This is a genomic window from Streptomyces sp. NPDC056883 (genome assembly GCF_042788835.1).
Taxonomy (GTDB): domain Bacteria; phylum Actinomycetota; class Actinomycetes; order Streptomycetales; family Streptomycetaceae; genus Streptomyces; species Streptomyces stoeckheimensis.
Genome location: NZ_JBHUBS010000004.1, coordinates 351,154 through 371,105 on the forward strand (window position 1 = coordinate 351,154; position 19,952 = coordinate 371,105).

At 72.4% G+C, this 19,952-nt stretch carries 21 protein-coding genes; 10 read left to right on the forward strand and 11 right to left on the reverse strand.

Annotation, left to right across the window (positions count from 1 at the left end; all coding sequences use genetic code 11):
* Positions 1-13 precede the first annotated feature (13 nt).
* Positions 14-1,096 (reverse strand): MBL fold metallo-hydrolase, encoded by a 1,083-nt coding sequence (locus ACFRU2_RS13500; protein ID WP_382971533.1) that lies wholly within the window; start codon positions 1,094-1,096, stop codon positions 14-16.
* Between the two features lie 180 nt (positions 1,097-1,276).
* Here ACFRU2_RS13500 and ACFRU2_RS13505 point away from each other — a divergent pair, with 180 nt between their 5' ends.
* The 3 genes from ACFRU2_RS13505 (at position 1,277) to ACFRU2_RS13515 (ending at position 3,810) form a co-directional block, all read left to right on the forward strand.
* Positions 1,277-2,755 (forward strand): aldehyde dehydrogenase, encoded by a 1,479-nt coding sequence (locus ACFRU2_RS13505; protein ID WP_382971535.1) that lies wholly within the window; start codon positions 1,277-1,279, stop codon positions 2,753-2,755.
* On the forward strand, positions 2,755-2,988 hold the full coding sequence (locus ACFRU2_RS13510) for a ferredoxin (RefSeq protein WP_266958309.1): 234 nt from the start codon (positions 2,755-2,757) through the stop codon (positions 2,986-2,988). The genes ACFRU2_RS13505 and ACFRU2_RS13510 overlap by 1 nt, the downstream gene beginning before the upstream one ends.
* A 183-nt stretch (positions 2,989-3,171) precedes the next feature.
* Positions 3,172-3,810 carry a hypothetical protein gene (locus tag ACFRU2_RS13515; RefSeq protein ID WP_382971537.1) on the forward strand — a complete coding sequence of 213 codons (639 nt, stop codon included), beginning with the start codon at positions 3,172-3,174 and terminating at the stop codon, positions 3,808-3,810.
* Between the two features lie 100 nt (positions 3,811-3,910).
* Here ACFRU2_RS13515 and ACFRU2_RS13520 read toward each other — a convergent pair whose 3' ends face one another.
* Positions 3,911-4,579: a TetR family transcriptional regulator gene (locus ACFRU2_RS13520; protein ID WP_382971539.1), complete on the reverse strand. Its 669-nt coding sequence runs from the start codon at positions 4,577-4,579 to the stop codon at positions 3,911-3,913.
* 225 nt (positions 4,580-4,804) lie between these two features.
* Here ACFRU2_RS13520 and ACFRU2_RS13525 point away from each other — a divergent pair, with 225 nt between their 5' ends.
* The 3 genes from ACFRU2_RS13525 to ACFRU2_RS13535 all read left to right on the forward strand — a co-directional run bounded on the left by ACFRU2_RS13525 (position 4,805) and on the right by ACFRU2_RS13535 (position 8,107).
* Positions 4,805-6,202 carry a glycosyltransferase family 4 protein gene (locus ACFRU2_RS13525; RefSeq protein WP_382971540.1) on the forward strand — a complete coding sequence of 466 codons (1,398 nt, stop codon included), beginning with the start codon at positions 4,805-4,807 and terminating at the stop codon, positions 6,200-6,202.
* Between the two features lie 61 nt (positions 6,203-6,263).
* A complete protein-coding gene (locus ACFRU2_RS13530) occupies positions 6,264-7,022 on the forward strand; it encodes a class I SAM-dependent methyltransferase (RefSeq protein WP_382971542.1) in 759 nt (252 codons plus the stop codon).
* A complete protein-coding gene (locus ACFRU2_RS13535) occupies positions 7,019-8,107 on the forward strand; it encodes a prenyltransferase (RefSeq protein ID WP_382971544.1) in 1,089 nt (362 codons plus the stop codon). The genes ACFRU2_RS13530 and ACFRU2_RS13535 overlap by 4 nt, the downstream gene beginning before the upstream one ends.
* 71 nt (positions 8,108-8,178) lie before the next feature.
* Here ACFRU2_RS13535 and ACFRU2_RS13540 read toward each other — a convergent pair whose 3' ends face one another.
* The 3 genes from ACFRU2_RS13540 to ACFRU2_RS13550 form a co-directional block, all read right to left on the reverse strand.
* On the reverse strand, positions 8,179-9,858 hold the full coding sequence (locus tag ACFRU2_RS13540) for a hypothetical protein (RefSeq protein WP_382971546.1): 1,680 nt from the start codon (positions 9,856-9,858) through the stop codon (positions 8,179-8,181).
* 32 nt (positions 9,859-9,890) lie between these two features.
* Positions 9,891-11,207, reverse strand: a complete 1,317-nt coding sequence (locus ACFRU2_RS13545; protein WP_382971548.1) for a hypothetical protein — start codon at positions 11,205-11,207, stop codon at positions 9,891-9,893.
* Positions 11,208-11,360: 153 nt separating this feature from the next.
* On the reverse strand, positions 11,361-11,525 hold the full coding sequence (locus ACFRU2_RS13550; protein ID WP_382971550.1) for a hypothetical protein: 165 nt from the start codon (positions 11,523-11,525) through the stop codon (positions 11,361-11,363).
* A gap of 179 nt (positions 11,526-11,704) precedes the next feature.
* On the opposite strand from ACFRU2_RS13550, the gene ACFRU2_RS13555 reads away from it, so the two are divergent.
* Entirely contained in the window at positions 11,705-12,283 is a 579-nt protein-coding gene (locus tag ACFRU2_RS13555; RefSeq protein WP_382971552.1) for a hypothetical protein, read from the forward strand.
* Positions 12,284-12,304: 21 nt separating this feature from the next.
* Here ACFRU2_RS13555 and ACFRU2_RS13560 read toward each other — a convergent pair whose 3' ends face one another.
* Positions 12,305-12,607: a hypothetical protein gene (locus tag ACFRU2_RS13560; RefSeq protein WP_382971554.1), complete on the reverse strand. Its 303-nt coding sequence runs from the start codon at positions 12,605-12,607 to the stop codon at positions 12,305-12,307.
* 126 nt (positions 12,608-12,733) lie between these two features.
* Between ACFRU2_RS13560 and ACFRU2_RS13565 the strand changes: the two genes are divergently transcribed.
* Both ACFRU2_RS13565 and ACFRU2_RS13570 read left to right on the forward strand, forming a co-directional pair.
* Positions 12,734-13,378, forward strand: coding sequence for a hypothetical protein (locus tag ACFRU2_RS13565; protein WP_382971555.1), 645 nt, complete (start codon positions 12,734-12,736; stop codon positions 13,376-13,378).
* A gap of 90 nt (positions 13,379-13,468) precedes the next feature.
* A complete protein-coding gene (locus tag ACFRU2_RS13570) occupies positions 13,469-13,909 on the forward strand; it encodes a hypothetical protein (protein WP_382971557.1) in 441 nt (146 codons plus the stop codon).
* Between the two features lie 2 nt (positions 13,910-13,911).
* Here ACFRU2_RS13570 and ACFRU2_RS13575 read toward each other — a convergent pair whose 3' ends face one another.
* A complete protein-coding gene (locus ACFRU2_RS13575) occupies positions 13,912-14,856 on the reverse strand; it encodes an AraC family transcriptional regulator (protein ID WP_382971559.1) in 945 nt (314 codons plus the stop codon).
* A gap of 82 nt (positions 14,857-14,938) precedes the next feature.
* On the opposite strand from ACFRU2_RS13575, the gene ACFRU2_RS13580 reads away from it, so the two are divergent.
* Complete coding sequence (locus ACFRU2_RS13580) at positions 14,939-15,889, forward strand: NADP-dependent oxidoreductase (protein ID WP_382971561.1); 951 nt, start codon at positions 14,939-14,941, stop codon at positions 15,887-15,889.
* A 35-nt stretch (positions 15,890-15,924) separates the two neighbouring features.
* On the opposite strand, the gene ACFRU2_RS13585 is transcribed toward ACFRU2_RS13580, so the two are convergent.
* The 4 genes from ACFRU2_RS13585 to ACFRU2_RS13600 form a co-directional block, all read right to left on the reverse strand.
* Positions 15,925-16,935 (reverse strand): LLM class F420-dependent oxidoreductase, encoded by a 1,011-nt coding sequence (locus tag ACFRU2_RS13585; protein WP_250745660.1) that lies wholly within the window; start codon positions 16,933-16,935, stop codon positions 15,925-15,927.
* Positions 16,936-17,038: 103 nt separating this feature from the next.
* Positions 17,039-17,854 carry a hypothetical protein gene (locus ACFRU2_RS13590; protein WP_382971563.1) on the reverse strand — a complete coding sequence of 272 codons (816 nt, stop codon included), beginning with the start codon at positions 17,852-17,854 and terminating at the stop codon, positions 17,039-17,041.
* 148 nt (positions 17,855-18,002) lie between these two features.
* Entirely contained in the window at positions 18,003-18,989 is a 987-nt protein-coding gene (locus ACFRU2_RS13595) for an N-acetylmuramoyl-L-alanine amidase (RefSeq protein WP_382971564.1), read from the reverse strand.
* 249 nt (positions 18,990-19,238) lie between these two features.
* On the reverse strand, positions 19,239-19,880 hold the full coding sequence (locus tag ACFRU2_RS13600; protein ID WP_382971567.1) for a class I SAM-dependent methyltransferase: 642 nt from the start codon (positions 19,878-19,880) through the stop codon (positions 19,239-19,241).
* Positions 19,881-19,952: the final 72 nt, after the last annotated feature.

Consider the following 19,952-nt stretch of genomic DNA (forward strand, 5'->3'; position numbering starts at 1 on the left):
CCACCCGCGCCCCTTACACGGCGCGGTACGTCACGGGGTCGCTGCCCGGCACCGCCTCGGCGCGGCCCTGCTTCACCAGGCGCCGCAGGTGGGCTTCCGCTTCGGAGACGGCGATGTTGCGGGAGCCGTACGGGATCTGCTCCCAGGGCCGGTTCCACTCCATCCGCTCCGCCAGCGCCCACGGGGTCAGCGGCTCGGCGGCGAGCAGTTCCCGCAGCCCGGTCAGGCGTTCCTCGTGGTGGTCCAGCAGTTCCCGTACGCGGCCCTGCGCATCGGTGAAGGCGTACTGGTGGGCCGGGAGCACCTCGGCGGGCTGGAGGCGGCCGATGCGTTCGAGGGAGTCGAGGTAGTCGCCGAGGGGGTCGGTGACCCGCTCGGAGGAGGGGTCCTCGTAGAGGCCGATGTGGGGGGAGATCCCGGGCAGCAGGTGGTCCCCGGAGAAGAGGCGGCCGTTGCCGGGCAGGTTCCCCGGATGCTTCTCCTCCAGGTGCAGGCAGACGTGGCCGGGGGTGTGCCCGGGGGTCCAGATCGCCCGGAGCCGGCGCCCGGCCAGCGGCAGCAGCTCGGCGGGCACGATCTCCCGGTCGGGGACGGCGGCGCTCAGCCCGGGCAGGGTGCGCATGCGGCCGCTCGCGCGGGCGGCGCGCAGCGGGGCGATGTGCTCCTCGGGGGCTCCGGCGGTGGCCAGCTTCTCGCTCATGTAGTCGAACCAGACGCCGGGTTCGGAGGCCCGGGTCCGGACGACGACCTCGGTGTCGGCGGCGTGCATGGCGATCCAGGCGCCGGAGGCCTCGCGGACCTGGCCGGACAGGCCGTGGTGGTCGGGGTGGTGGTGGGTGATGACGACGCCGTGCACGTCGGCCACGGCGATGGAGAGGGCGCCGAGGCCGGCGACGAGGGTGTCCCAGGACTCGGGGTCGTCCCAGCCCGTGTCGATGAGGACCGGGCCGCGGTCGGTGTCGAGGACGTGGACGAGGGTGTGGCCGAGCGGGTTGTCGGGGATGGGGACCTTGATGCCCCACACGCCGCCGCCGTGATCGGTGACGTGGGGGGTCGGGGTGCCCTGTGTCGTGTCCTCTGCCTTGAAGGGCTCCACTCTGGCTCCACTCTCACGAGAACGTGTTGCATTAGTAGCCCAAGTCGACCATCTTCGGGGCGATCTGACTAGTCGTTGGATCTTCGATGTGTTGTACGAGGCGGTTCGGTCAGCTCCGTGGACTCCTAGAACTAGAACTGGTATCAGTTCTGGAACGCCAAGCCGCAGGAGGCATCAGCCATGACCGAGCTCGTGGAACACGGAAAACTGTTCATCGGCGGTGAATGGACGGATCCGCTGGGCACCGACACGATCAAGGTCGTCTCGCCCCACACCGGGCAGGTCATCGGCAGCGTCCCGCACGCCTCGAAGGCGGACGTGGACCGGGCCGTCGCCGTGGCCCGCAAGGCCTTCGACGAGGGCCCCTGGCCGCGCACCACGCTCGAAGAGCGGATCGCGGTGGTGACCAGGATCAAGGACGCCATAGCCGTCCGGCACGAGGAGATCGCCCGCTCGATCAGCTCCCAGAACGGGTCCCCGTACTCCTGGAGCGTCCTCGCCCAGGCCCTCGGCCCGATGATGGTCTACGACGCCGCGATCACCGTGGCCCGCGACTACCCGTACGAGGAGTACCGCCAGGGCGTCCTCGGCCCCATCCTCGTCCGGCGCGAGGCCGTCGGCGTGGTCGCCGCCGTCATCCCGTGGAACGTCCCGCAGTTCGTGGCCGCCGCCAAGCTGGCGCCCGCGCTGCTCACCGGCTGCACGGTGATCCTCAAGCCGTCCCCCGAGGCGGTCCTCGACTCCTACATCCTCGCCGACATCGCCCGCGAGGCCGGGCTGCCCGAGGGCGTGCTGTCGATCCTGCCCGCCGACCGCGAGGTCAGCGAGTACCTCGTCGGCCACCCCGACGTGGACAAGGTCGCCTTCACCGGCTCCGTGGGCGCCGGCCGGCGGGTCATGGAGGTCGCCTCCAAGAACCTCACCCGCGTGACCCTCGAACTCGGCGGCAAGTCCGCGGCCGTCATCCTCCCCGACGCCGACCTCGACACCGCCATCGCCGGCATCGTCCCCGCGGCCTGGATGAACAACGGCCAGGCCTGCGTGGCCCAGACCCGCGTCCTCGCCCCGCGCAGCCGCTACGAGGAGATCGCCGAAGCCCTCGCCGCCGCCGCCTCGGCACTGGTCGTCGGCGACCCGATGGACCCCGCCACGCAGCTCGGCCCGCTGGTGGCCAGGCGGCAGCAGCAGCGCTCGCTCGACTACATCCGGATCGGCCAGGAAGAGGGCGCCAAGGTCCTGTCCGGCGGCGGGCGTCCGGCCGGCTCGGACCTGGACCAGGGCTGGTACGTGGAGCCGACCCTCTTCGGAGACGTCGACAACTCGATGCGGATCGCCCGCGAGGAGATCTTCGGCCCGGTCGTCTGCCTGATCCCGTACGGGGACGAGGCGGAGGCCGTACGGGTCGCCAACGACTCGGAGTTCGGGCTCAGCGGCAGCGTCTGGACCGGCGACGTGGAGCGCGGCATCGACTTCGCGCGACAGGTGCGGACCGGCACCTTCAACGTGAACACCTTCAGCCTGGACATGCTCGGGCCGTTCGGCGGCTACAAGAACAGCGGCGTCGGGCGGGAGTTCGGCCCGGAGGGGCTGAGCGAGTACCTGGAGCACAAGATGATCCACCTCCCGGCAGGGTACGTACCCCCCGCGGCCGGTGCGTGATGGGTGACCGCTGGCACGTCGAGGTGGACCGCGGCGTCTGCATCGGCTCGGGGATGTGCGTGAACCACGCCCCGGACGGCTTCGCCCTCGACTCGGCACGGCAGTCGCATCCGCGGGCGGCGGAGACGGACGCGAGCGAGCCGGTGCTCGCGGCGGCGGAGGGGTGCCCGGTCGAAGCGATCGCGATCACCCTCCTGGGCAGCGGCGAGGCGGTGTTCCCTCCGGAGGAGTGACCGGGCCGGACCGGCGCCGGGGCCGGAGGGGTGGACGTGTGGCCCCCTGGTCCCGGGCTCCCGGGTGGCGCCCTGACCGGCCGACGACCCCGGCCCCGTTTCACGTAGTGGAACGTGTCACACTCCTGCGACCGCCGCCGGGCCGAACATCGCCCGGCGGCTTTCGCAAGGGGTGGGATGAACATGGGCGCGACCAACGGGACAGGCAGGCCCGAAGGGGCCGACGGGGTCAATGGGGCCCAAGCGGCCCCAGGGAACGAAGCGGCCGCAGAGGGCGGGGAAAGCGGCGGGCCCGCCAAGAGCCGCGCCGTCACGCGGCTCAAGGTGCTGGCCGTGGCGGCCGCCGGGGTGGGGGTGCTGGTCGCCGGAGGGCTGCTGGCTCCGAAGGAGTCCCCGGCGACGCTCCGGGCCAACTGGGCCAAGGTGCCCAGGTCCGAGCAGCAGCCCGTGTACTCCGGGCCGGAGCCGACGCAGGCGATGGTGTGGGAGGACCTCGATGTCGTGACCGCCGACGCGGAAGTCGGACCGGACGCCGGCGAGGGCAATCCGCTGCGCGAGGCCTGGGGCGACTGCGCCGCCGACTACGTCAGCTTCGAGCCCGTGAGCGACCAGCAGCTGACCGGGCTCGTGAACGGACTGGTCGCCCGCGGCTGGACCATCGACTCGCGCATGACCGAACCGGTGCTCGCCTATGCCCTGGAGAAGGGTGGCTGGAAGCTCAACGCCTTCGCCAAGGCGCCGACCGGCAGGGACTACTTCAGTCTGCTCGCCTTGAAGGAGACCCCGGAGTGCGAGGAGCGGTTCGAGGAGCACGAAGGGTGAACGGCATGCGCGTGACCGGCGGGCCGACGAACAGCTCGCGGCTGTGCCGGCGGCACGTTTCCTGCCCGGTCCGCCCGGTCCCGCTCCGCCAAGGGCGGGATCAGGACTTTTTCGGAGGCTCCTGAGGGGCCGTCGCCGGGGGCTGCGGGGCCGTGAGGTCGATCAGGCGGCAGACCGTCTCGATGTCGATCTTCACCTGGGCGATCGAGGCGCGGCCCGACAGCCAGGTGATCAGGGCCGAGTGCCAGGTGTGCTCGATGACGCGCACCGCCGACAGCTGTTCCGCCGTCGGCGGGGCCTCCAGGCCCATCGCGTCCAGGATGATCGCCGTCGTGAGGCGGGACACCGTGTCCACTTCCGGGCTCACGCTGCGGTCCGCGAAGGTGAGGGCCCGGACCATGGCGTCCGCCAGGTGCGGCTCCCGCTGGAGCGCGCGGAAGGCGCGCATCAGGGTCTCCGCGACGCGGGCCGCGGGCTCGTCCCCGGCCGGCGGGCGCTTGCGCAGCGTTCCGTGCATGTGCTGGAGCTGGTCCTGCATGGTCGCGACGAGCAGGTGCACCTTGGAGGGGAAGTACCGGTAGAGGGTGCCCAGGGCCACGCTGGAGGACTCCGCCACCTCCCGCATCTGCACCGCGTCGAAGCCGCCCCGGCTGGCCAGCTGGGCGCTGGCGTGCAGGATCCGCCTGCGCCGTGCCTCCTGGCGCTCCGTCAGGGGCGGAGACGCCGGTGTGGTGACGGCTGGGGTCACGGCCTTCGCTTCCGCTGTCATCTGTCCCGTTCCGGTTCCGAGGCGTTCCAGTTCCAAGGCGTTCATGTCTTTGGCGGCCCAGCATGGCAGGCGCCCGATCCGTGGCGCGAATCACCTGCCACCCCTCTTACGGTGTGGTTTCCGGCCGGTAGATTCAATGCTCTTCAGCGGATCAAGTCTGAAACTTGTTCTACATTATCCGAGCGGTTACGCTCCGGCGAAAGTGCAGGGAGAAGGGGGCCGGGAGTGACCGCAGAGGCCATGGTGACAAGCCCGACGAGCCCTTCCACGGGCGGCGCGGCCGACGACGGCCGCCCGTTGCGGATCGCACTCCTCACCTATAAGGGGAACCCGTTCTGCGGTGGCCAGGGCGTCTACGTCCGCCACCTCGCCCGTGAGCTCGTGAAGCTGGGCCACTCCGTCGAGGTCATCGGCGCGCAGCCCTATCCGGTGCTCGACACCGACGCCCTCACCGGCGCCGGCGCCACCCTCACCGAACTGCCCAGCCTGGACCTCTACCGCAGCCCCGACCCGTTCCGCACCCCCAAGCGCGACGAGTACCGCGACTGGATCGACGCCGTCGAGGTCGCCACCATGTGGACCGGCGGCTTCCCCGAGCCCCTGACCTTCTCGCTCCGCGCCCGCCGCCACCTGGCGGCACGGGCGGGCGAGTTCGACGTCATCCACGACAACCAGACCCTCGGCTACGGGCTGTTGGCCGACCTCGGCGCCCCGCTGGTCACCACCATCCACCACCCCATCACCGTCGACCGCAAGCTGGACCTGGCCGCCGCCAAGGACCGCAGGAAGCGGGCCTCCGTACGGCGTTGGTACGGGTTCACACGCATGCAGGGCCGCGTCGCCCGGCGACTGGCCTCCGTGCTCACCGTCTCCGGCTCCTCCAAGAAGGAGATCGCCGAGCACCTCGGCGTCCGGGACGAGCGCATCCACGTCGTCCACATCGGCGCCGACACCGACCTCTGGTCGCCCGACGCCTCCGTGGCCGAGGTGCCCGGACGGATCGTGACCACGTCGAGCGCCGACGTCCCGCTCAAGGGGCTCGTGCACCTCGTCGAGGCGCTCGCGAAGCTCCGTACCGAACAGCCCGACGCCCACCTCGTCGTCGTCGGCAAGCGCGCCGAACAGGGGCCGGTGGCCCGGGCGATCGAGACGTACGGACTCCAGGACGCCGTCCGCTTCGTCAAGGGCATCACCGACACCGAGCTCGTCGACCTGGTCCGCAGCGCCCAGATCGCCTGCGTGCCCTCCCTCTACGAGGGCTTCTCGCTCCCGGCGGCCGAGGCCATGGCCACCGGCACCCCGCTGGTCGCCACCACCGGCGGCGCGATTCCCGAGGTCACCGGCCCCGACGGCGAGTCCTGTCTCGCCGTGCCGCCCGGCGACGCGGGCGCGCTGGCCGCCGCGCTGGGCCGGCTCCTGGACGACCCCGAACTGCGCACCCGGCTTGGCGCCGCCGGCCGCGAGCGGGTGCTGTCCCGCTTCACCTGGGCCAAGGCCGCCGAGGGCACCGTCGTCCACTACCGCGCCGCCATCGAGCGGGCGGCAGCGGCGGGCGCGAAGGCCCCGCAGAACCGGCAGGCCCAGACGGCCGCAACGACGGCCGCAACGACAACGACCCGGTGACCTTCACCTTCCGTCCGATGCAGTTCCCCTCCCCACCCCGCGACCGCGAAGGCAGGACCACGTGCTGACCGTCGATTTCTCCCGGTTCCCGCTCGCCGCAGGCGACCGCGTACTCGATCTGGGCTGCGGCGCAGGCCGGCACGCCTTCGAGTGCTACCGGCGCGGCGCCCAGGTGGTCGCCCTCGACCGCAACGGCGAGGAGATCCGCGAGGTCGCCAAGTGGTTCGCCGCGATGAAGGAGGCCGGCGAGGCCCCGGCCGGCGCCACCGCCACCGCGATGGAGGGCGACGCCCTCGCGCTGCCCTTCCCCGACGAGTCCTTCGACGTCGTCATCATCTCCGAGGTGATGGAGCACATCCCCGACGACAAGGGCGTCCTCGCCGAGATGGTCCGCGTCCTGAAGCCCGGCGGACGCATCGCCATCACCGTCCCGCGCTACGGCCCCGAGAAGATCTGCTGGGCGCTCTCCGACGCCTACCACGAGGTCGAGGGCGGCCACATCCGCATCTACAAGGCGGAGGAGCTGCTCGGCAAGATGGAGTCCGCGGGCCTCAAGCCGTACGGCACCCACCACGCGCACGGCCTGCACTCGCCGTACTGGTGGCTCAAGTGCGCCTTCGGCGTGGACAACGACAAGGCGCTGCCCGTCAAGGCGTACCACAAGCTCCTGGTCTGGGACATCATGAAGAAGCCGCTGGTCACCCGGCTCGCGGAGCAGGCCCTGAACCCGGTCATAGGCAAGAGCTTCGTCGCCTACGCCACCAAGCCGCACCTGCCCGTGGACGCGGCCGCGACCGAGCCCGTGGGCGCCGCACAGTGAGCTCTCCCGGGCGCACCGCACCCGAACACCTGGTCCTGGACGGCGTGCTGACCGCCGATCAGGCCGCCGCCACCGTCGCCGGGATCCTCGCCGCGCAGCGCGCCGACGGGGCCATACCCTGGTTCCGCGGGCACCACCTCGACCCGTGGGACCACACCGAGGCCGCGATGGCCCTCGACGCGGCCGGCGAGCACGAGGCCGCCGAGCGGGCCTACGACTGGCTGGTGCGCCACCAGAACGACGACGGCTCCTGGTACGCGGCCTACGCCGACCGCGAGGACGGCGTCGACACCCGCGAGCCGCAGGACGCGAGCCGGGAGACCAACTTCGTCGCGTACCTCGCCGTCGGCGTCTGGCACCACCACCTGTCCACCGGGGACGACGCCTTCCTCGACCGGATGTGGCCCGCCGTGTACGCGGCCGTCGAGTTCGTCCTGCAGCTCCAGCAGCCGGGCGGCGAGATCGGCTGGAAGCGCGAACCGTCCGGCGAGCCCGTCGCGGACGCCCTGCTCACCGGGTCCTCCTCCATCCACCAGGCGCTGCGCTGCGCGCTGGCCATCGCCGAGTACCGGGGCGATCCGCAGCCGGACTGGGAACTGGCCGCGGGAGCCCTCGGGCACGCGATACGCCGGCACCCGGAGCGGTTCCTCGACAAGTCCCGCTACTCCATGGACTGGTACTACCCGGTCCTCGGCGGGGCGCTGACCGGCGCGGAGGCGAAGGCCCGGATCGAGGAGCGGTGGGAGGAGTTCGTCGTCCCCGACCTCGGCGTGCGCTGCGTACTGCCGAACCCGTGGGTGACCGGCGGGGAGTCCTGCGAACTGGCGCTCGCGCTGTGGGCGACGGGGGAGTCCGACCGGGCCCTGGAGATCCTGCGCTCGATCGGCCACCTGCGGGCCGACAACGGCATGTACTGGACCGGGTACGTCTTCGACGACCGTACGGTCTGGCCCGTGGAGCAGACCACCTGGACGGCGGGCTCGCTCCTCCTCGCGGTGGCCGCCCTGGGCGGCGACGAGGCCACCGGCACGGTCTTCGGCGGGCTGACGCTGCCGTCCGGGCTGGAACCGGACTGCTGCGGCTGAGGGCTGAAGCTCAAGGGAGCGGGCACGGGCGCTGACGCGGCCCGTGCCCACTCCCGTTTTCGCGACCTGCTCTAGATCACTTCGACGTAGTCCTCGCGGCCGATGGCGACGTAGTACGGCGCGGTGACGTCGAGGTAGCGGATCTGCCAGGCGCCGTCGCTGCGGGCGGTGACCTTCGTGCTGAAGGAGCCGTTGGCGGCGGTCGTCGCGGCGCCCTGGTAGGTCCAGGCGGAGCCGGGGGCCTTGGCCTTGAAGTAGACGCGGACCTTCTGGCCGGCGAGCGGCAGCCAGGCGGTGCCGGACTTCTGCTGGAGGACTCCGCTGGCAGTGATCTTGGTCCCGGCGGGGACCTGCTCCGGGGCCAGGTTGTCGCGGACGATCCGGGTCGTCTTGCGGGTCAGCCGGACCGTCGGGGCGGCGGGGCCGATGTCGGCGGTGCCGGCGTAGCGCAGGCGGACGTAGTGACCGTCCTGGTCGGGCGTGTGCTTCAGCTGCTGGCTGAAGGCCGTTCCGAAGGGGGTGGTGAAGGTCTTCACCGTCTTCCACCCGGTCTTGCCGTCCGCGGAGAGCTGCACGTCGACGGTGGCCTTGGCGCCGACGGGGGCGGACCCCTGCTGGACGGCCAGCTGGCCGAGTACGGTGATCGTCCGGTTCTGGTCCGCAGTCACCTTCAACGGGGAGAAGAGGGTGGTGTGCGTGGCGTCCACGGACACGCGGGTGGAGAGGCTGCCGGTGAACCAGCCGTTGTTGTAGTCGGACGACAGTTCCACGCGGGCGTATCCGTCCCGCTTGACGGTGTAGGGCACGTCGAAAGCGCCGGTGGTGTCACTGGTCCGGCCCACCCCGCACCCGTAACCCTCACACCCCTCGGTGGACACGGTCACCGTCGTGCCCGGCAGCGGCCGGGCGGTGCCGTCGGAGGCGGTCCAGGTCACCGCTCCCCGGACGGGTACCGTGCTGCCGTAACGCCCGACGATCCCTCCGGCGGGCTGCCGGACGGTGACCTGGACGGGCGTCGCCCGCACACCGAGGTCCAGGGTCCGCTGCGTCGGGAGACCGTAGGAACCCGATTCGAGCAGGACCTGGAGGCTGGGGTTCGGTTCGGAGCCCTCGTACTGGAAGAGGCCTGCGAAGCGGCCCGCGCCGTCGGTGGTCAGGCGCTCCGTCGCATGACTGCCCCAGCGAGACCGGCGGACCAGGTCCACCGGGGCGTCCGCCAGCGGCTTCACCTCGTGGGTACGGGGGTGCTCGGCCAACAGGGTGCCGGAGGCCTTCCCGGTGCGCCGCTCGTAGGAGAGCACCGGGTTGCTGGACTCCAGAGAGCTGAACCGGGGGTTGAGCGCGTAGGGGAAGCTCGCTCCTGCTTCCGGGAACTCCTTCTCGTCCGCGCTTCCCTTGTGGAGGACGACGTCGAGTTCGTACATGCCCATGTCGTCGAGGGCGAACGGGGCGGAGTCGCTCCGGTACGACCCGCAGTTGTCGTCTATGTCGGGCACGCACGTCCAGGCGCCGAACCCGCCGACCTCGGCCACGGACGTCTCACCGTCCTTGGGCCGGACCCGGACCACTGTGTCCCCGTTGGGTGCCCGATCGGCACTGACCCGAACGCGGAACTCACCGCCGGACTGGACCACCCGGGCCCAGGGCCGAGCGTCGGTGTCGTCGGCCTGCGCCACGGCCCCGAGCCCGAGGCCGGACGCGGCCGCGGTGACGGCCAGGGCGACGCCGAGCGACGCCATCATCTTGTTCAACGATCCCCCAGGAGACGGCATGTGTGTGGGTGTCACGGGGTCACCACGGTGAAGGTGGGGCTGGTGACGGGTTCGAGTACCTTGGAGCCCTCGAAGTGGATGCGCCAGGCGCCGCCCGCGGGGAAGGTGCCGGGCTCCAGCGTGCGGAGGATCGACCCGGTGCGCTTGATGTACGTGCTCCGGTAGGTCTTCCACCCCGTCTTGCCGTCGGCCGAGTGCTGGATGCGGTACAGGTCGTACGTGCTGTTCGTGCCGAAACCGAGCCGGGTGCTGCCCTGGACGGTCAGACGGCCCGCCGCGTCCTTGGTCGCCTTCAGACCCGAGAAGGCCACGGTCCGGTCGACCTTCACGGTGACGGCAGTCCGGGTGACACCGTCGAGCAGTGCTCCGGGACTGTGCGTCACCACGAGCACGGTGTCTCCGTGAAGGGTGTACCGGTCCCAGTAGAACGTGCGTCCCCATTCCCCCGGGGAGAGCTTTCCGCACGCCTCGCCGCCCCAGGTTTCGCAGGTGTCCCCCGCGGTCACGAAATCGGTCCCCGTGAGCGGGTGCAGTGCGCCGTCCCCGCCCCGGTAGAAGACCTTGCCCGAGATGCGGAAGCGGCTTTCGTACCCCGGCGCCACCGAGGACGGGGTGTCCAGGGCGATGACGACCTTGCGCTTCTCGACGGGAGGTTCCGTTGTGGTGGGGGCGGCGCCGTCGGCCTTCGCCGTCACGGCCGTGCTGGTGCTCCGCGCGGTATAGGTGACGGAGGTGGAGAACGTGCCGTCGCTTCCGGCAACTACCGACTCCGACATCTCCGCGCCGCGTAGCCACACTTGGCGGCCCTTGAGCGGGGTCTCGGCGCGGGTGCGGGGATTGCGCAGGGTCAGCTTGCCGGTGACGGTCGCCGTCGGCTTCTCCAAGGAGACCGGCGCGCTCACGGGATCCAGGGTGACCACGGGGTGGGGCAGGTAGCGCAGCTCGCCGCTGTCGGCGCACGTGACGGCCTTGCCCGCCGCATCCGTGTAGCGGACGTCGAGGGCGTAGCGGCCGAGCGACGCGAGTGCGGGCAGCGCGGCGGAGCGGTGGCGCACGCCGAAGTCGGGCCGCGCCGTGGACTCGAAGCCCTGCGCGGTGGCCAGCACCTGTGTGGTGCCCGGCGCGCGGACGTCGACCCGGAGGTCCTTCAGGGCGCCGAAGGCGTCGACCTGTACCCGGGCCGCATCCGCGAGATCGGTCACGGCCACCACGTCACAGGCGTCGGCGGCCGTGGCGGCGAGGCTTCCCGGTGCGGCGGCGACCATGGTCGCGGCGATACCGAAGGCGGCAACGAGAGCCGTTGCCGTACGAGTTGTCCTGGCGGACATCGGTGGATGTCCTCCCGTCTCATGATGGTCCGAGGGCAGGGCCGTGTCCGGCCCTGCCCGGAGTCCTGCTCTGTCTTCGCTTCTGCGGGGCGGGCATGGCGGGACCCCCGTACCGGTCTTGCCCGCCCCACATGCGTCCGTGCGGCGCAGGATTCAGCGCACGGGGGCGTAGTCCTCGCGGTGGTGCGTCCGCTCTTCGGTGGGGAAGGCGAACCGGAAGACGACGCGGGACTCGCCCGGGGCCGCGGGCACCTGGGCCGGTGCGGCGGTGGCGGCACGGGCGGGCAAGGCCGCCTGCGGCGCGGTGTTCTTCTTCAAAAGAGCCCCCCGGGCGAAGTCCAGTCGATCAACCTGATCAACTCTCGCCCGTACGACCCGCGGCCGGCCCGGATGGTTGCCCTCGCATGCCGGAATTCCTGAAAGAAAAAGAAGCGCACGGCCGCTGACGGCACACCCCGGCGGCTCGTCGGCCGGACAGGGCGATCTAGGGTGTGCCCGTGCATCCCTTCCCACCACCGCAGATACCGGCCAACGAACTCCGGCCCAGCCGCCGCTGGTATGCCGCGGCAGCAGCGATCGCCGTCGTGCTGATCGTGATGGGCGTGGTCATCGGTGCATTCCGGTTCGACGACGCGATCGACTCGGTGGACACCGATCATCCCTTCGCCAACGGCGACACCGTCACCCTTCGGCTCGAGGCGGGGAGCGAGAAGACCATCTGGATCAGGGACGAGGAATTCGGCCCGTCCGCCGCCCCGAAGTGCAGCATCACCGGGCCGGGCGACCCCGGGCTCACCGATCCGGGAGTCGACGTGTTCCTCACCCGTGACGAGACCTGGAATCCGCTCTACACCATCGACGTGCGACGAGCGGGCGAGTACGAGGTCGCCTGCTCGTCGCACGCACGCTCCGCTTATGCCATCGGGGACTCCGGAGGCCTTTTCGCGCTCGCGGGCTGGCTGGTGCTGGCCATCGCTCTCCCCGTCCTCGGGATCACCGTCTGCGCCGTCGTCGTCCTCGTCACCGCCGTCCGCCGCAGCCGCCATCGCAAGCAGCTGGTCTCACGTCTGCCGTGACGTGGCCGGAGATCTGCCGGCCTAGCGGCGGTAGAGGCGGCCCGCCACGGCGTGGCCGATGACCAGGTAGGCGACGGCCGCGATGCCGTAGCCGATCACCACCTGGACCCAGTCGCGGTGGAAGGTGAAGAGGTCGTAGGACCAGCCGGCGAGCCAGCTCGCCGCGTCGTGGATGAAGTCGACCAGTGCGTTCCCCTGGTTGGCCTCCAGCAGGTACAGCAGGATCCACAGGCCGATCACGAAGGCCATGACGTCCGCCACGACCGCGACGGCGCGGCCCGCCTGGCTGCTTCCTCTGGTGTGTGCTCGCGTGTGTGTGGGCATGCCGCGCTTCTGGCCGTTCCCCGGCCGGGTAAACCCCTCGGGTGAACCCGAACGGGTCCCCCGGGTGGCGGAGTCGGGTGCCCGGGGCGAGGCTGCGGGGGACGCCTCAGTCCCCGGAGGAAACCCGTGTCCCTACCCACCACAGCCGTCCGCTTCCGCCGTGCCCTCACGGCGGTGCTCCTGTCCTGCGCCCTGCTCGGCGGTGCCACCGCCTGCGGCTCGGGCGGTGGCGACAAGGTCGCCGCCGGTCAGGCCGACGAGGTTTCGGTGGCCATGGCCGCGTTCGCCGAGGCCGACGCCGCGGCCTCCGCAGAGGACGCGGAAGCGGCCGCCGCCACTCCCTCGGCGAGCACCCCGGAAGAGAAGCAGAAGTTCGCCAAGACCCGCTTCGTCGCCAACGCGGGGCTCGCGGCCGGAGCCACGTACCAGTGGATCATCAAGCCGTACCGCGACGGCAAGTTCAAGAAGGGCGCCAAGGGCCGCACCTTCGCCCTGGTCAAGGCGGGCCTCGCGGGCGCCTTCGCCTACAACCGGCTGAAGGCGGCCAGCGAGAACGCCAAGGGCGACCCGCTGCTCTCGAAGGCCGTGGGCCCGCTGACGGCGGGCATCGAATCCCTCAAGGGGCTCGGTTCCAAGCTGCGCAAGGGCCAGGCCGGCGACGCCGACATCGGTGCCTTCGAGAACGTCATCAACAGCGTCAAGGAGGCCGGCAAGAGCGCGGGCGCCACGGTGACCGACAAGGTCCCGAGCGCGGGCCAGCTGACCGGCTGACCGGCTGAGTCCTCGCTTCTCGCAGCAGGCCGGACCGGAGCATTCCGGTCCGGCCTGCTGTGTGCCCGTTCGACCTGTTTGAATGGGTGGGTGATCGAGTACGTGGTCCTCGCCGGAGCCGCCGCCGGAACCGCCTGGCTGATGCGCCGCAAGCACCGCAGCCGCCAGGCCGCGACGCCCGTGCCCGGGATCCCGTGCATGGCGCGACGGCCCGCGGGCATCGGCCGCTGGCGCAGCGGCCGGGTGTACGCCGACCAGGGCGAGGCCCGCTGGGTACCCGGCCGGGGCGAGCCCGTGGTGCTGACCGGCGGCCGGGCCACCGCCGTCCGGGCGCCCTCGGTGAAGGAGGGCATCTCCATCAACCCGGGCTCGCGGATCGTGACCTGCACCCTCGGCGACGGCAGCGGCGAAGTCGGCGGCGATGGCGGCATCGAGATCGCCGTCATGCCGCTGGACCTGCGGGAACTGCTGGCCGCGGTGCCGCAGGCGGACGGAGCCGCGCCGGACGGAGCCGCGCCGCAGACGCCTTAGGCCTAGGCCGACGGCGGCCGGTGCCGCTCGGCGCGGAAGCGCCCGGGCGGGATCCCGTAGGCCCGTTTGAAGGCGTGGGCGAAGGCGTACTCCGAGGTGTAGCCGGAGCGCGCCGCCAGGACGGACAGGGGCGTGTCGGTGGTGCGCAGCAGACGTGCGGCCGTGGTCATGCGCCACCACGTCAGGTAGGCGAGCGGCGGCTGTCCGACGCGTTCGTGGAACCGGCGGGCGAAGGCGGCCCGCGACAGTCCGGCCCGCGCCCCCAGGGAGGCGACCGTCCAGGGGCGGTCCGGCTCGGCGTGCACGGCCGCCAGCGCGGCGGCGACCGGGGGATCGGCGAGCGCCGCCGCCCAGCCCGTCCGCCCGGCCCCTGCCGACGCTCCGCCGGCTTCGCCCACGTGGGCCCGCAGCACGTACAGCAGCAGCACGTCCAGCAGGGCCGGGAGCAGCGTGTCCGTGCCGAGTCCGGGCTCCGCCGCCTCCCGGGCCAGCAGGGCCACCGCCTCGGCCGCGCCGGGCCGCCCGGCGGGCAGGTGGAGGACCTCGGGCAGTTCCCGCAGCAGCGGATGGGTGTGGTCCGCCTCGATCCGGTACCCGCCGCACAGGGTGACGGTGACCGGCCCGCCGCCGTGCTCGTCGCCGACGGTGTCGCGGACGAGCAGGGCGGGCTCGCGGTCGGGGTCCCAGCGGGGTTCGGCCGGCTCCGCCGACGGCTCGCCGAGCAGCGTGTACCCGTGCCCGTGCGGCAGGAACAGCACGTCCCCGGCGTTCAGCGGGACCGGTCCCGACGGGTCGTCCAGCACGCAGCTCCCGCTCAGCACCACCTGGAAGCCCGCCGAGCCGGGGACCGCGGGGAAGCGCTGGCCCCAGGGCGCGTGCCACCGTACGAGTGCGGAGGTGGGCCGGCCCGTCCGCATGAGCGTGATGACATCGCTGAGTACGTCCACCCCGGGCAGCGTAGACGAACGCGCAGGAAATCAAGATCCTCGCGCATGGATCGTCTTCCTCCCGCTCCCTAGCGTGGGCGCCATGAACGACACACGCCAGCCCGCCGCCACGCCCGCCGCCACGATGCTCGCGGCCCGCATCCACGCCTACGGGGGCCCCGCAGTCATCCGCCACGAGGAGGTCCCGGTCCCCGTGCCGGCTCCCGGCGAGGTCCTCGTCCAGGTGGCGGCCACCTCCTTCAACCCCTCCGAGCTCGCCCTGCGCGCCGGGCTGCTGCGCGAGGTCCTGCCCCTGGACCTGCCCCACGTCCCGGGCTGGGACCTGGCGGGAACGATCGTCGCCACCGGGGAGCGGGTGATCGGCCGACTGGACGAGGGCGGAGCCGCCGCCCCGTTCGTGTCCGTCGCCCCGGAGCTGCTCGTGCCGGCCCCCCGCTCCCTGCCCCTCACGGCGGCGGCGGCGATCCCGGTGGCCGGGCTGACGGCCTGGCAGGCGCTGTTCGAGGCGGCGCGGATCCGCGAGGGCGGCCGGATCCTGATCAACGGGGCCGGCGGCGGAGTCGGCGCCTTCGCCGTGCAGCTCGCCCGCCGGGCCGGGGCCACCGTCGTGGCGACCGCGAGCCCGCGCAGCGCCGCCGCGGTCCGGCGGTACGGGGCCCACCGCGTGATCGACCACACCGCCGTCCCCCTGTACGAGGCCCTGGCGGGCGAACCCTTCGACGCCGTGCTCAACCTGGCCCCGATCGGCCCGGGGGCCGCCGCCGCCCTGCCGGCCCTGCTCGGCCCGGGCGGGGTGGCGGTCTCCGTCGCGACCCCGATCCCCGGCGGCCTCCACCTGGTGGCCCGCCAGGACACCGGGCAGCTCGCCCGGCTGGTCGCGCTGGTGGACGCGGGCGACTTGGAGGTCGCCCCCGCCGCGGTCCGCCCGCTGGCCGAGCTGGCCGACGTACACGCGGAGGCGGAGGCGGGAACCCTCGTCCGCGGAAAGACGGTCCTGGTCCCGGACGCCGGCCGCCGCCCCGCGTCCCTCTGACCTGAACCGAAGGGGACGGCCTGTGCGGACACCCCCTAGCTGTTCAGCTCCGCCAGGACCCGCAGGGTGTGCGGGTCGGGGGCGGTCAGCAGGAGGTCGGTCACCGGGCCCTTGCGCCACAGTTCGAGGCGCTCGGCGATCCGCTCCCGCGGCCCGACCAGGGAGATCTCGTCCGCGAACGCGTCCGGGACGGCCATGACGGCCTCTTCCTTGCGCCCGGCCAGGAACAGTTCCTGGATCCGGTGCGCCTCCTCCTCGTAGCCCATCCGGCCCATGAGGTCGGCGTGGAAGTTGCGTGCCGCGTGGCCCATCCCGCCGATGTAGAAGCCCAGCATCGCCTTCACCGGGAGGAGTCCCTCCGCGACGTCGTCGCAGACCTTCGCGCGGGCCATCGGGGCGATCATGAACCCCTCGGGGAGCTCGGACAGCGAGGCCTGGTAGACGTCCGTGCGGGTCGGCGACCAGTAGAGGGGGAGCCAGCCGTCCGCGATGCGGGTGGTCTGGGCGATGTTCTTGGGGCCCTCCGCACCGAGCAGCACCGGCAGGTCGGCCCGCAGGGGGTGGGTGATGGGCTTGAGCGGCTTGCCGATGCCGGTGCCGTCCGCGCCCCGGTACGGGTGGCTGTGGAAGCGGCCGTCCAGCGCGACCGGCGCCTCGCGGCGCAGCACCTGGCGGATGACGTCCACGTACTCCCGGGTCGCCGTCAGGGGGCTGGAGGGGAAGGGGCGTCCGTACCAGCCTTCGACCACCTGCGGTCCGGACAGGCCGAGGCCCAGCATCATCCGGCCACCGGACAGGTGGTCCAGGGTCAGGGCCTGCATGGCGGTGGCGGTCGGGGTGCGGGCGGCCATCTGCGCGATGGCGGTGCCCAGGCGGATGCGCGAGGTGTGCGCGGCGATCCAGGTGAGCGGGGTGAAGGCGTCGGAGCCCCAGGCTTCGGCGGTCCAGACGGAGTCGTAGCCGAGGTTCTCGGCTTCGGCGGCGAGGTCGAGGTGGTCCGGATTGGGGCCGCGGCCCCAGTAGCCGAGTGCGAGTCCGAGGCGCATGTGACGGTCCCCTCCACGAATCTGACGATGCGTCAGGTGACTGTAGGGCAACGGCCCCCCACCCGGAAGGGTGGGGGGCCGTTGATGAGGCGCGTGCGCGGGATCAGCCGCGCTGGATGCCCGAGGTGTCGTTCAGGACGCCGCGGCGGCCGTCCTGGGTCTGCGCGATCAGGGTGGCCGGACCGCGCTGTTCCACGGCCAGGTACCAGGTGCCGGGCGCGAGTTCCGCGATCGGGGCGGGGCTGCCGTCCTCGGCGAAGAGGGGGCGGGCCACCGGAACGGCGAACCAGAACGGCGTGAAGTCCGCCGCCGGGGCCGGGGCAGGGGCCGGGGCCTGGTCCTGCGGAGCCTGGGCCTGCTCCTGGCCGCCGTAGGGCGGGACCGGCTGCGGGGCGGCCCCGTACGGCTGCGGCTCCTGGCCGCCCGGGTACCCGTACCCGGCGCCCGGCTGCTGCTGGCCGTACGGCGGGACGGCGGTCGTGGCCGGCTTCGGGTCCGGCACCAGCTGCCCGGCGAGCGCGGGCACCTTCGCGCCGAAGAGCGTGACGCCGGCCAGCGCGAAGGTCGCGAGGAAGGCGATGACGGCGCCCGCGCCGAGGTCGGCCCCGGTCGGGCAGGTGATGAGCCCCCAGAGCGCGGACCAGGCGGCCGCGACGGAGAGGACCGTGCCCCAGGCCTGGAAGGGCAGGCCCAGGAGCTGGCGCCCGGCGGGCTGCAGGCGGGCGGCGACGAGCAGGCCGACGGCGATGAACGCGAGCAGGAAGATGCTCGGCAGCGCCAGGCGGTACACGTCGGTGTCCCATGCGCTCGGTGCGTCGACACCGGGCGCGGAGTAGAAATCGAGGAACGAGGCGATGAACAGCAACGCCGCTGCTCCGATCACCACGCCGTCGCCTCGAGTGAGGGATCGGATGTTCACGTCTTAGGTGTCCTTCTCGGTCTCGTCGTCTCGTGGTGCCGTGGGTGCCCGCCGTGACGCAGGTGGCGGGCGGCACCATCGTACGGAGCTTCGCCGCGGCCGAGAGGATCGGGGCTGCGGGCCGTCCGGAGGGACGGTCCTGGTGGCCCTACCCGCCGAGGAAGCCGACGATGCCGTCCGCGATGCCCTGGGCCGCTTTCTGGCGCCACTCCGGACTCGACAGCTGTGCCGCGTCCTTGGCATCACGCATGTTGCCGCATTCGATGAACACCTTGGGGCGGGTCGAGAGGTTCAGTCCGCCCAGATCGTCGCGGACCACCAATCCGGTGCCGCTGCCGAGGTAGTTGGCGGGGGTGGAACCGGTGGTCCGGGCGAAGTTCCCGGCGATCCGCTCGCCGAGCTGCCGGGACGGTTCGATGATCTTAGCGGTGTCGGCGCCGCCGCCCTTGACCTTGGCGGGGAGGATGACGTGGAACCCGCGGCTGCCGGCGGAGACCCCGTCCGCGTGGACGGAGACCACGGCGTCGGCGGCCGCCTCGTTGCCGATGCGGGCGCGCTCGTCGATGCAGGGGCCGAAGGGGCGTTCCTTGCCGGCCTCGTGCGTGAGGACCACCTTGAGGCCCTTGGCCTCCAGGACGGTGCGCAGGCGCCGGGACACGTCCATGCTGAACTCGGCTTCCATGTAGCCGGAGTTGGTGGTCGTGCCGGTGGTGTCGCACTCCTTGCGGTTGGTGCCGATGTCCACCTGGCGGTTGATCTCGGTGGTGTGCTTGAAGTTGCCCGTGTTGTGACCGGGGTCGATGACGACGGTCCGGCCGGCGAGGGCGTTCGCCCCGGTTCCTCCGGGGGCCGGGCTCCCGGCCGGCGCGGATGCCGATACGGGCGCCGGTGCCGGTGTCGGTGCCCCGGAGGACGCCGCCGCCGACGCCGAGAGCGGCATCACGATCCGGGGCGGCCGGGAGTCGTCGCTCGCGCCCCCGCTCAGCACCTCGGTCAGGACCCACCCGGCCAGGCAGGCCGGGGCGAGCGCGGCCGCCGCGACGACCAGGGTCGACCGGCGGGCGTACCAGGGCCGGTCCGGACTGATGGAGCTCGCGGACTCGGGGAGCGGCGGGGAGCTTTCGTCGTAGCGCACCCGGCGATGCTAGACCGGAGGTCGGTCGGGTGTACGGACCGTGGGCCATCCGGGGGCGCGGTGCGGTTATATGCTCCGCTGGCCTGGTGCACCCCCTCGGCCGTGAGCGCCGTGCGCGGGTGCGGCGCCGTTGCCGGGGGCGCTGCCCCCGGACCCCCGCGCCTCAAACGCCGGCGGGGCTGGATGTGGCTGACGCCGGCGAGGCCGGGTATGGCTGACGCCGGCGGGGCTGGATGTGTCCGGGGCGGGTCAGATGCCCGGGCCCGTGCGGCGCAGGACGCGCAGGGAGTCGGTCACCGAGACCTCCTCGAAGGCGCCCGAGGCCAGGGCGCGCAGGTAGATGCGGTACGGGGCCTGGCCGCCGTCGGCCGGGTCGGGGAACACGTCGTGGATCACCAGGGTGCCGCCCTCGGCGACGTGCGGGGCCCAGCCCTCGTAGTCGCCGGTGGCGTGCTCGTCGGTGTGGCCGCCGTCGATGAAGACCAGACCGAGCTTGCCGCCCCAGGCCGCGGCGACCTGCGGGGAGCGGCCGACGATCGCGATGACGTGCTCCTCCAGACCGGCCTTGTGCAGGGTCCGGCGGAAGGTGGGCAGGGTGTCCATCAGCCCGATCTCCGGGTCCACGACGCTCGGGTCGTGGTACTCCCAGCCGGGCTGCTGCTCCTCGCTGCCGCGGTGGTGGTCCACGGTGAGCGCGCTCACCCCGGCCTCGCGGGCGGCGTCGGCGAGCAGGATCGTGGAGCGCCCGCAGTAGGTCCCGACCTCCAGCAGCGGCAGCCCGAGCCGCGCCGCGGAGGCGGCCGCCTCGTACAGCGCGAGCCCTTCCCCTACGGGCATGAACCCCTTGGCGGCCTCGAAGGCGGCGAGGGTCTCCGGCTTGGGGCTGGCCATGGTGTTCCTCCTGCGGATTGGGCGGCATACGGCACACGGCGTACGTCGGCGCACGTCGGCGGCCCATGCTGC

Bases quoted from the DNA above. Each gene is read 5' to 3' on its own strand.
- ACFRU2_RS13505 (WP_382971535.1), top strand. From the start codon at position 1,277: ATGACCGAGCTCGTGGAACACGGAAAACTGTTCATCGGCGGTGAATGG.
- ACFRU2_RS13510 (WP_266958309.1), top strand. From the start codon at position 2,755: ATGGGTGACCGCTGGCACGTCGAGGTGGACCGCGGCGTCTGCATCGGC.
- ACFRU2_RS13515 (WP_382971537.1), top strand. From the start codon at position 3,172: ATGGGCGCGACCAACGGGACAGGCAGGCCCGAAGGGGCCGACGGGGTC.
- ACFRU2_RS13520 (WP_382971539.1), bottom strand. From the start codon at position 4,579: ATGACAGCGGAAGCGAAGGCCGTGACCCCAGCCGTCACCACACCGGCG.
- ACFRU2_RS13545 (WP_382971548.1), bottom strand. From the start codon at position 11,207: ATGTCCGCCAGGACAACTCGTACGGCAACGGCTCTCGTTGCCGCCTTC.
- ACFRU2_RS13560 (WP_382971554.1), bottom strand. From the start codon at position 12,607: ATGCCCACACACACGCGAGCACACACCAGAGGAAGCAGCCAGGCGGGC.
- ACFRU2_RS13580 (WP_382971561.1), top strand. From the start codon at position 14,939: ATGAACGACACACGCCAGCCCGCCGCCACGCCCGCCGCCACGATGCTC.
- ACFRU2_RS13585 (WP_250745660.1), bottom strand. From the start codon at position 16,935: ATGCGCCTCGGACTCGCACTCGGCTACTGGGGCCGCGGCCCCAATCCG.
- ACFRU2_RS13600 (WP_382971567.1), bottom strand. From the start codon at position 19,880: ATGGCCAGCCCCAAGCCGGAGACCCTCGCCGCCTTCGAGGCCGCCAAG.